The sequence below is a fragment of the Prosthecobacter sp. genome, assembly GCF_020439865.1.
In the GTDB taxonomy this organism is placed as follows: Bacteria; Verrucomicrobiota; Verrucomicrobiia; order Verrucomicrobiales; family Verrucomicrobiaceae; genus Prosthecobacter.
Genome location: NZ_JAGRPF010000152.1, coordinates 44,389 through 54,190 on the forward strand (window position 1 = coordinate 44,389; position 9,802 = coordinate 54,190).

General features: G+C 60.5%; 7 protein-coding genes and 1 pseudogene. 7 read left to right on the plus strand and 1 reads right to left on the minus strand.

Features of this window, described 5'->3' with window-relative positions; all coding sequences use genetic code 11:
• Window positions 1–4: 4 nt before the first annotated feature.
• From KDL09_RS18945 to KDL09_RS18975, 7 genes and pseudogenes are all read left to right on the plus strand, one after another.
• Window positions 5–1,360 (plus strand): sulfatase, encoded by a 1,356-nt coding sequence (locus KDL09_RS18945; protein ID WP_294388717.1) that lies wholly within the window; start codon window positions 5–7, stop codon window positions 1,358–1,360.
• A gap of 9 nt (window positions 1,361–1,369) precedes the next feature.
• Complete coding sequence (locus tag KDL09_RS18950; RefSeq protein ID WP_294388720.1) at window positions 1,370–2,881, plus strand: sulfatase-like hydrolase/transferase; 1,512 nt, start codon at window positions 1,370–1,372, stop codon at window positions 2,879–2,881.
• A 20-nt stretch (window positions 2,882–2,901) separates the two neighbouring features.
• Window positions 2,902–4,260 carry a sulfatase-like hydrolase/transferase gene (locus KDL09_RS18955; RefSeq protein WP_294388723.1) on the plus strand — a complete coding sequence of 453 codons (1,359 nt, stop codon included), beginning with the start codon at window positions 2,902–2,904 and terminating at the stop codon, window positions 4,258–4,260.
• Between the two features lie 1,225 nt (window positions 4,261–5,485).
• Window positions 5,486–6,193 (plus strand): annotated as a pseudogene (locus KDL09_RS25175) (alpha/beta hydrolase); the annotation flags it as partial.
• A gap of 3 nt (window positions 6,194–6,196) precedes the next feature.
• Window positions 6,197–6,568: a malonate transporter subunit MadL gene (gene madL / locus KDL09_RS18965; protein WP_294388727.1), complete on the plus strand. Its 372-nt coding sequence runs from the start codon at window positions 6,197–6,199 to the stop codon at window positions 6,566–6,568.
• A complete protein-coding gene (gene madM / locus KDL09_RS18970) occupies window positions 6,565–7,311 on the plus strand; it encodes a malonate transporter subunit MadM (RefSeq protein ID WP_294388731.1) in 747 nt (248 codons plus the stop codon). Before madL ends, madM begins: the two co-directional genes overlap by 4 nt.
• A 2-nt stretch (window positions 7,312–7,313) precedes the next feature.
• Entirely contained in the window at window positions 7,314–8,798 is a 1,485-nt protein-coding gene (locus KDL09_RS18975) for an acyl-CoA synthetase (protein WP_294388733.1), read from the plus strand.
• 107 nt (window positions 8,799–8,905) lie between these two features.
• Here KDL09_RS18975 and KDL09_RS18980 read toward each other — a convergent pair.
• Window positions 8,906–9,802 (minus strand): sulfatase-like hydrolase/transferase (locus tag KDL09_RS18980; RefSeq protein WP_294388736.1); only part of this gene is annotated, 897 nt, incomplete at its 5' end.

Genomic DNA, 9,802 nt, shown 5'->3' on the forward strand with positions numbered 1-9,802 from the left:
GCTCATGCAACGCCTCCTCATTCTCCTCGCCTCGCTCATAGTCGTTCATTCATCCTTTTCGGCGCAGCCGAACGTGGTCATCATTTTCGCCGACGATCTCGGCTATGGTGACCTGAGCTGCTACGGCTCGCCGACGATTCACACGCCGAACCTCGACCGCATGGCCGACGAAGGGCTGCGCTTCACGGATTTCTACTCGGCGGCGGAAGTCTGCACGCCGAGCCGGGCGGCGCTGCTGACGGGACGTTATCCGATCCGCAGCGGCATGTGTGGCAGCCGGCGCGTGCTGTTTCCAAATTCCGAGGGTGGCCTGCCTAAAGACGAGGTCACCATCGCAGACGCGCTGAAGGGCAAAGGCTATGCGACGATGCAGATCGGCAAATGGCATCTCGGCATTCACGACGGCTCGCGTCCGCTGGATCAGGGCTTCGAGCATCAGTACGGGCTCCCGTATTCGAACGACATGGATGCGCGGCCGGGATTGCCGAAAGGATCGACCGGATCGCCCACACCACCGGAGGACGGCTGGAATGTGGCGTTGAGCCGCGACGGCGAAGTGATCGAAAAGCCTACCGTGCAGACCACCCTGACGAAACGCTACACCGAGGAGGCGGTGAAATTCATCACCGAGAAGAAGGACAAGCCGTTCTTCCTCTACTTCGCGCACACGTTTCCGCATGTGCCGCTGTTTGCCTCGCCCGCGTTCAAGGGGAAAAGCCGCGGCGGGATTTTCGGCGACTCGGTGGAGGAACTCGACTGGAGCGTCGGCCAGGTGATGAACGCGCTGAAGAAGAACGGCATCGCGGAAAACACGCTGGTGTTTTTCACCAGCGATAACGGCCCCTGGCTCATCATGGGCAATCAAGGCGGCAGCGCAGGCCTGCTGAAGGACGGCAAAGGCAGCACCTGGGAAGGCGGCATGCGCGTGCCGGGCATCGCGTGGATGCCGGGCCGCATCAAACCGGGCGTGGCGCATGAGCTGGCGAACGCGATGGATCTGTTCGCCACATCACTTGCGCTCGGCGGGGCGAAGTCACCTGATGTGCCCGTCGATGGCGTGGATCTGTCGCCGCTGCTGTTTGAATCGAAGCCGCTGCCGCAGCGCCCGTTCTTCTACTATCGCGGCGACCAGCTCTTCGCCTGCCGCATCGGCGAATGGAAGGCGCACTTCCGCACGCAAACCGGCTACGGCCAGCCCAAGGCGGATTCGCATGTGCCGCCGCTGCTGTTTCATCTCGGTCTCGATCCTTCCGAGAAACGCGACGTCGCCAAGGATCATCCCGATGTGATTGCACAGATCGAAGAGGCTGTAAAAGCACATCAATCCAACCTCGTTCCCGGCAACCCCCAGCTTCAGTAATCCAACCTCATGAAAACCATCGCCCTGATTCTGTCATCGTTCCTCGTTCTAGTTTCGTCATTCGCGGCGGAGCGGCGCCCGAACATTCTTTTCATCATCGTGGACGACCAGTCACCGTTTGACTTCAAGTTCTACAACCCGAAGTCGTCGCTGAATTCACCGAACATCGACAAGCTCGCGGCGGAGGGCATGGTCTTCGATTCCGCGCGACACATGGGCTCGTTCAGCGGCGCGGTTTGCACACCGTCACGACACATGGTCATGAGCGGGCGTACCGTGTGGCATCTGCCCATCGGTCCCGGCGCCAGGAATCACTGCCCGCCGAATCTGGAACAGAACACGCTCGCGGCGGTGTTCAACCGTGCCGGATACGACACCATGCGCACCTGCAAGCAGGGCAACAGCTACGAAGGCGCGAACAAGCAGTTCACCGTGCGGCACGACGCCAGCAAACGCGGCGGCACGGACGAAACCGGCAGCACCTGGCACGGCGATCAGGTGATGAACTACCTAAACGAACGCGAGGCGACGAAGGACGCGGACCCTTTCCTCATCTACTTCGGCTTTTCGCATCCGCACGACACACGCGACGGCCGGCCCGAGCTGCTGGCAAAGTACGGCGCCACCAATCATGCCGATCCCAACACGCTGCCATCGCTGCACTCCCTGCAGCCACCGCTGCCGTCCAACTACCTCTCCAAGCACCCCTTCAACAATACGCACGCCGATGTGCGCGACGAAGTCTCCGTCAGCGGTGTGTGGAAGAACCGCGACGAGGCGACGATTCGCAACGAGATCGGCCGCGACTTCGCGTGCAGCGAGAACATCGACATCCAGATCGGCCGTGTGCTCGCAAAACTCGAAGCCATGGGCGAACTCGACAACACCTACATCTTCTACACCGCCGATCACGGCATCGCCATCGGCCGTCATGGCCTGCAGGGAAAACAAAACCTCTATGAGCACACTTGGCGCGTGCCGTTTGTCGTCAAAGGTCCCGGCATCAAGCCCGGTTCCCGTGTTCCGGGAAACATCTACCTGCTGGACACCGTGGCCACGCTTTGCGACATTGCCGGCATTGCTGCACCGGAGAGCAATGAAGGTCTCAGCTTCAAGCCGGTGCTCGAAGGTAAAAAGGAAACCATGCGCGATGTCATGTATGGCGCGTATTGCGGCGGCACGAAACCCGGCATGCGCTGCGTGAAGCAGGGCGACTGGAAGCTGATCAAATACGACGGCATGAACGGCACCGTGCATGAGACGCAGCTCTTCAATCTCGCGGCCAATCCCAACGAGCTTTTGAAAGAGCATGGCAATGCGGATCCGATGAAGACGAACCTCGCCGACGATCTGAAGCATGCCGACAAGCGGAAGGAGATGGAGGCGCTGCTTCTCGCCGAGATGCGACGCGTGGATGATCCTTACCGTTTCTGGGACCAGCCTGACGATGGTCTGACTCCGCCGCCTGAACCCGCACCGAAAGCGAAGAAGAAAGCCAAGAACAAGAAGGCCGAGAAGTAGCCATCCCACGCTCTCCCATCATGAAATTCACCTCGGTCATCCTTTCGTCATTGTTCATGCTGGTTCCGTCATTTGCCGCGGAGTCGAAGCCGAATTTTCTCATCATCTTCGCCGACGATCTCGGCTACGGCGATGTTTCGACCTATCACCCGTCGGACTGCCACACGCCGAACATCGACAAGCTTGCCGCGGAGGGCATGCTGTTCCCGAACATGCGCGCGAACTGCACGGTGTGCTCGCCTTCGCGTGCGGCCTTGCTCACCGGACGTTTTCCGGATCGCGTCGGCGTTCCTGGCGTGATTCGCACCAAGCCGGAAGATTCGTGGGGTTATCTCGCGCCGGGCATTCCGACAATCGGCAACGAGTTGAAGAAGGCCGGTTATCACACGGCGGTCATCGGCAAGTGGCATCTCGGCCTCGAGTCGCCGAACACGCCGAACGAGCGCGGCTTCGAATTCTTCCACGGCTTCCTCGGCGACATGATGGACAGCTACATCACGCATCTGCGCCAGGGTCACAACTACATGCGCCGCAATGCGGAGGTCATCGATCCGCAGGGACATGCGACGGACATCTTCGCCGACTGGGCCAAGGATTACTTCCGAGAACGGGCGAAGGAGAAACAACCCTTCTTCCTCTACCTCGCCTTCAATGCACCGCACTTCCCCATCGAACCGCCGGCCGACTGGCTGGCAAAGGTGAAAGCGCGCGCGCCGCAGCTTGAGGAGAAACGCGCGCTCAATGTCGCGCTGGTCGAGCATCTTGATGATCGCGTCGGTCAGGTGCTTGCGGTTTTGAAGGAGGTGGGACTGGATGAAAACACCTTCGTCGCGTTCAGCTCCGACAACGGCGGCTCGCTGCCACATTCCCAAAACAACGATCCATGGCGCGACGGCAAGACCAGCCACTATGACGGCGGGCTGCGCGTGCCCTTCATGGTGCGCTGGCCCGGTCACATCAAGGCGGGATCACGTTGCGAATACGCAGGGCTCAACTTCGACCTGTTTCCCACCTTTCTCGAACTCGCCGGTCTGAAGCCTTCTGAAAATCTCGACGCCATCAGCCTCGTCCCCGTCCTCAACTGCGGCACGATAGACACACCGCGCGATCTCTATTTCGTCCGTCGCGAAGGCGGCTCGGCCTACGGCGGCAAGAGTTACGAAGCGATCATCCGTGGTGACTGGAAGCTGATGCAAAACACGCCCTACAGCCCGCTGGAGCTCTACAACCTCAAGAACGATCCTCAGGAAAAAAACGACCTCATGGGCAAGGCTCCCAAGGTCTTCAAAGAACTCTCCGACGCCATGCGCCGTCATGTGCAGACCGGCGGCTCCACCCCGTGGCAAAAGCTCGATGTGCGTGAACACGATCACGAATAATCCTGTTTGTGTTCCCGTGAGGATTCGTGTCGTCTAAGGGATGTTTCGCGTCATTGCCATCTTCCTGACTTTCCTTGCCACTGTTTCAGGGGCGGAGCCGCGTCTCCTCGTTCACTACATGCCCTGGTATGCCACGAAGGACGTGAGCGGCGCGTGGGGATGGCATTGGACGATGAACCACTTCGATCCGGAGCAGAAGAAGTGGGACGACCAGAGGAAAATCGCCTCGCATGACTACCCGCTCATCGGCCCGTATGACTCAGGCGACGATCACGCGCTCGAATACCATGCGCTGCTGATGAAGATCGCCGGGCTCGATGGCGTCGTCATCGACTGGTATGGCACGAGCGAAATCAACGACCACGCGATGAATCATCGCAACACGCTGAAGTTCATCCCGTGGCTCAAAAAGGCCGGGTTGAGCTTCGCGGTGTGTTATGAAGATCAGGCAGTGAAGTCGCTGAAAGATGGCGGAGACATCAAACAGGCGGAGAAAGATCTGCATTGGGCCGAGGAGCACTTTTTCTCCGATCCGAGCTACGTGAAGCAGCATGGCCGCCCATTGCTGCTGGTCTTTGGACCGCAGCATTTGAAGTGGAAGTTCGACTTGGGCTCAAAGCCGCTCGTGTTTGGCCTTTCGCATCTGGCGAAGCAAAACGGACTCGATGGTGCCTTTGCCTGGCCGCCAGTCGCAGGTGGCAAATCGCTTTCGCCGGAGCACTGGAAGAAAGAGCTCACCAATATCTATGCGCAAAAGCTGCCCTTCATCGCCACCGCGTTCCCGGGCTTCAAAGACATCTACCTGCAAGCTGGTGTGCACGCGAGCTACGGCAGCATCGCCTCGCGTGCGGGACTCACATTGAGTGAATCGCTCGCGCAGGCGCTCGAAAGCAAGACGCCGCTCATCCAGATCGCGACTTGGAATGACTACGGCGAGGGAACGATGATCGAGCCGACACGTAGCAACGGCTTCCGCCATCTTGAAAAACTTCCGCGCTGCGGCAATCCGGCCGATCTGCGATTGCCCGTGATGCTATACCAACTGCGCAAACGCGGTGGCGATGCTGCGAAGCTCGATGAAGCCTCCGCGCGGATGTTTGAATCGAAGTTCACCAAAGCCGAGGCCCTCCTCGCGAGTGTGAGCCGCGAACTCGACAAGCAAACCATCGACGGCGGCTACCATCTCACCACCGAGCTCCTCTACCGCGAAGGAAACGGCACCACCGCCGCGATGAACCAACGCTGCCGACTCGACGTGTATGCGCCCGCCACGAAACGGCCGTTCTCCACCGTCATCTGGTTCCACGGGGGTGGTTTGACGCAAGGCGAGCGCTCCATCCCGCTGCCGTTGCGCAATCAAGGCATCGCCGTCGTCGCCGCGAACTACCGGCTCAGCCCCGGCGTGAAATCACCCGTCTTCATCGAGGACGCTGCAGCGGCCATCGCGTGGACCTTCAAGCACATCGCCGATTTTGGCGGCGATCCGCAGCACATCTTTGTCAGCGGCCACAGCGCCGGAGCCTATCTCACGCTGATGTGCGGTCTCGATAAAAAATGGCTCACCACGCACGGCGTCGATGCGGATCAAATCGCCGGGCTCATCCCGCTCAGCCCACAGGTCATCACCCATTTCACCATTCGCGACGAGCGCGGCATCGCCGAAACGCAGCCCATCATCGACGACCTCGCGCCCTTGTTTCACGTCCGCAAAACCGCCCCGCCCATGCTGCTCGTCACCGGTGACCGCGAAAAGGAGCTCATGGGTCGCTATGAGGAGTGTGCCTACTTCGGGCGCATGATGAAGCTCGCTGGTCACAAGCACACCACCCTCCATGAACTCGACGGCTTCGACCACGGCAAGATGCCCGAGCCCGCGTTTCCGCTGCTGTTGAAATTTATCGAGACAATCGAAACTGAATCTGCCAAAAAGTGATTCATGCCCATCTACGGCACCGCCTTGCTTTCCCTATGCCTGCTCACCGGTCTCACGGTGGGGCGGATGATCGGCGCGGCGCTGGGAGTGAATGCGGACATCGGCGGCGTGGGCATCGCGATGATCCTGCTGATCCTCGGGTGTGATGCCTTGCAGCGTCGTGGGCTCATGAAAGCACCGACGGAGAGCGGTATCGTGTTTTGGGGTCAGATGTATGTGCCCATCGTCGTCGCGATGGCGGCAAGTCAAAATGTCCTCGGCGCGCTCTCCGGTGGTTTGATGGCCATCATGGCCGGCTTGTTTGCCGTGGGCCTTAGTTTTGTGCTCGTCGGTGTTTTGGCGAAGAAAGGCGGCAAGGAGGAAAGCCCGTCATGAGCACGCTGGAGAGTGTTTTTGCGAAAAACGGACTGCTGACGGCATTCGCGCTCATCGGCGTGACGATGCTCGTTTCGTATTGGGCGAGCGAGAAGCTCACGCGTGGACGGCTGCATGGAAGCGCCATCGCGATCATGATCGGTTTGCTGATGGCGCTGCTTGCCGGCGGCAAAAGCGGCGTGGCGGATGTCCCGATGCTCTCTGGCGTGGGCCTGATGGGCGGCGCGATGCTGCGCGACCTCGCCATCGTGGCAACAGCTTTTGGCGTGCGCATGGAGGAGTTCCTCAAAGGCGGCGTCATTGGCGTTGTATCTTTGTTTGTCGGCTTGTTCGTGTCCTTCTTCGCCGGTGGAGCGGTGGCGTTTGCCTTTGGTTATCGGGATGCGGTGAGCATCACGACCATCGGCGCGGGCGCGGCGACCTACATCGTCGGTCCGGTTACAGGTGGTGCCATCGGAGCGAGCAGCGAAGTCATTGCGCTGAGCATCGCGGCCGGATTAGTGAAGGCCATTGCGGTCATGATCGCCACGCCGTTCCTCGCCAAAGCCATCGGCCTGAACAATCCAAGCGCTGCGATGATCTTCGGCGGAGTCATGGGCACGAACAGCGGCGTGATGGCCGGACTCGCCGCCACCGATCCCAAACTCGTGCCCTACGGCGCGATGACCGCCACCTTTTACACCGGCCTCGGCTGCCTGCTTGGGCCTTCAGTGATCTTCATGATCGCCCGCACTTTTTTTTGACCATGCCCGACCTTCCCTTCATCGCCCGAGCCCGTTCGTTTGCCGACCGCATCGCGTTCCGAACGCCAGAGGTTTCGCACACTTATCAGCAACTCTTGGATCGTTCATCGCAGATCGCGGTGGAGTTGCTGCAGGATCAAAGTGAGCTTCAAGAAGCTCGCGTGGCGTTGCTGGTGGCACCGGGATTTGAATACACTGCCTCGCAATGGGCGATCTGGCGGGCGGGCGGCATGAAGTTGCCCATTTGCCTCTCCGCGACTGAATCCGAGTGGGAATACGCGCTGACGGACTCGCAGGTAGGCGTGGTGATCGCCGATGCGTCGAACGCGCCTAAGATCGCGTCGCTTTGCCAAAAGATCGGCGTGCGTTTGGTGAACGTGAGCGGCATCAACGGTAATGCGGTGAAGGCATTGCCAGACATCGATGTGAACCGCCGCGCGATGATCCTCTACACCAGCGGCACAACGAGCAAGCCGAAGGGCGTGGTGACGACGCATGCGAACATCCAGGCGCAGATCGAGAGCCTCGTGCAGGCGTGGGAGTGGAGCGCGGAGGATCGCATCCCGATGTTTCTGCCGCTGCATCACATCCACGGCATCATCAACATCACCGGCTGCGCGTTGTGGAGCGGCGCGGTGGTGGAGCCGTTCGCGCGGTTTGAAATGAATGCGATCCTCGAACGCGTGCGCGACGATGCCTACACGCTCTTCATGGCCGTGCCGACGATCTATGTGAAGCTCATTCAGGCGCTCGAAGCCGCGTGCGAATCGGATCGCGCGGCCATCGTGGCCGGTTTCAAGAAGATGCGCCTCATGGTGAGCGGCAGCGCGGCACTTCCGGCGAGCGTGCATCAACAGTGGACGGCGCTTACGGGCCAGGAACTGCTCGAACGCTACGGCATGACCGAGATCGGCATGGCCATCTCGAATCTCTATCGCGGTGAGCGACGCCCAGGTTCAGTGGGTGCACCGCTGCCAGGTGTCGAAGTGCGGTTGAAGGCCGAGAACGGCCCCGTCATCACCGCCGAGGATGAGCCGGGAGAGATTCAAGTGCGCGGCGCGACGGTGTTCCAGGCGTATTGGAACCGTCCGGAAGCCACGGCGGAGACATTTGAGGACGGCTGGTTCCGCACGGGCGACATGGCGGTCCTTGAGCGCGGCTACTACCGCATCATGGGCCGCCTGAGCGTGGACATCATCAAGAGCGGCGGCTACAAGCTCAGTGCGCTCGAGATCGAAGCCGCGCTGCTTGAGCATCCGCTCATTGCCGAGTGCGCGGTGATCGGCTTGCCAGATGACACGTGGGGCGAGGCGGTCACGGCGGCGGTCGTGTTGAAGAGCAGCACGCTAGAGCTCGCCGCGCTGCGCGAGTGGTGCAAAGGCCGTCTCTCCGTTTACAAGATCCCGCAACGGCTCAAAGTCGTGACCGAGCTGCCGCGCAATGCCATGGGCAAGGTGACGAAGCCGGCCGTGAAAGCATTGTTCTGAATTCCAACCGGCGTCATCGAATCTCGACAAGCTCGCCGCCAAAGGTTTGCGCTATCGCTATGCATTCGTCACGTCGCCCGTCTTTTCGGTGGTCCGCACGACACTGATCACCGGCTTTTCTCAGCGGCGATCAGCGCATCGAGCTTGGCGACGAGTTCCTTGGCCTTGTCGGGGTTCTCCTCGCTGAGGTCCTTTTCCTCGGCGGGATCGTCCGGGAGGAAGTAGAGCGCGTTCACACCGGCGGCGTCCTTGTGATTCTTCGTCGAGACGGTCGCCTGTGATTTGCCTTTCACCTTGCGGCGCACGAGTTTCCAGTCGCCCATGCGGAGGCCAAAGTTCGTGCCGTTGTTGTCCTGCTGGAGCAGATGATCACGGCCCTTCGCGCCGGATTCACCTAGCAGTGCAGGAAGGACGTTGAAGCTGTCGCGGCAGGAGTTGTCTGGCAAGGCGGTTCCTGTGAGAGCAGCGAGACTCGACGCGAGATCGATGGTGCAGACGACTTCATCGGACACACCGGGCTTCACGCGGCCTTTCCAGCGGGTGATGAACGGTGTGCGCGTGCCGCCTTCAAGCACGCTGTATTTGCCGCCGCTGAAGGGACCTGCGGGAGTATGCGTGCCGAGCTTTTCGACCGCGCCGTCTTTGTAGCCGTCGTCGAGCACGGGGCCGTTGTCGGAGCAGAGCACGATGAGCGTGTTCTCGGCGAGGTTGAGACGGTCGAGCGTCTTCATGACCTCGCCCACGCACCAGTCGAACTCCACGATCGCATCGCCACGGAAGCCGAGCGTCGTCTTGCCCTGAAAGCGTTCATGCGGCATGCGCGGCACATGGATGTCGTGGCTGGCGAAGAAGAGGAAGAAGGGGTTGTCCTTGTGCGCCTCGATCCATTCGTTCGAGCGCTTCACCCATTCGTCGGCGAGATCCTCGTCGCGGAAACGCGCGGCATGTCCGCCGGTGTAAAAGCCGATGCGGCCGATGCCGTTGTGAATCGTGCCGTTGTGGCC

Coding starts and splice junctions, on each gene's coding strand:
- KDL09_RS18955 (WP_294388723.1), top strand. CDS start 2,902: ATGAAATTCACCTCGGTCATCCTTTCGTCATTGTTCATGCTGGTTCCG.
- KDL09_RS18945 (WP_294388717.1), top strand. CDS start 5: ATGCAACGCCTCCTCATTCTCCTCGCCTCGCTCATAGTCGTTCATTCA.
- madM (WP_294388731.1), top strand. CDS start 6,565: ATGAGCACGCTGGAGAGTGTTTTTGCGAAAAACGGACTGCTGACGGCA.
- KDL09_RS18975 (WP_294388733.1), top strand. CDS start 7,314: ATGCCCGACCTTCCCTTCATCGCCCGAGCCCGTTCGTTTGCCGACCGC.
- KDL09_RS18950 (WP_294388720.1), top strand. CDS start 1,370: ATGAAAACCATCGCCCTGATTCTGTCATCGTTCCTCGTTCTAGTTTCG.
- madL (WP_294388727.1), top strand. CDS start 6,197: ATGCCCATCTACGGCACCGCCTTGCTTTCCCTATGCCTGCTCACCGGT.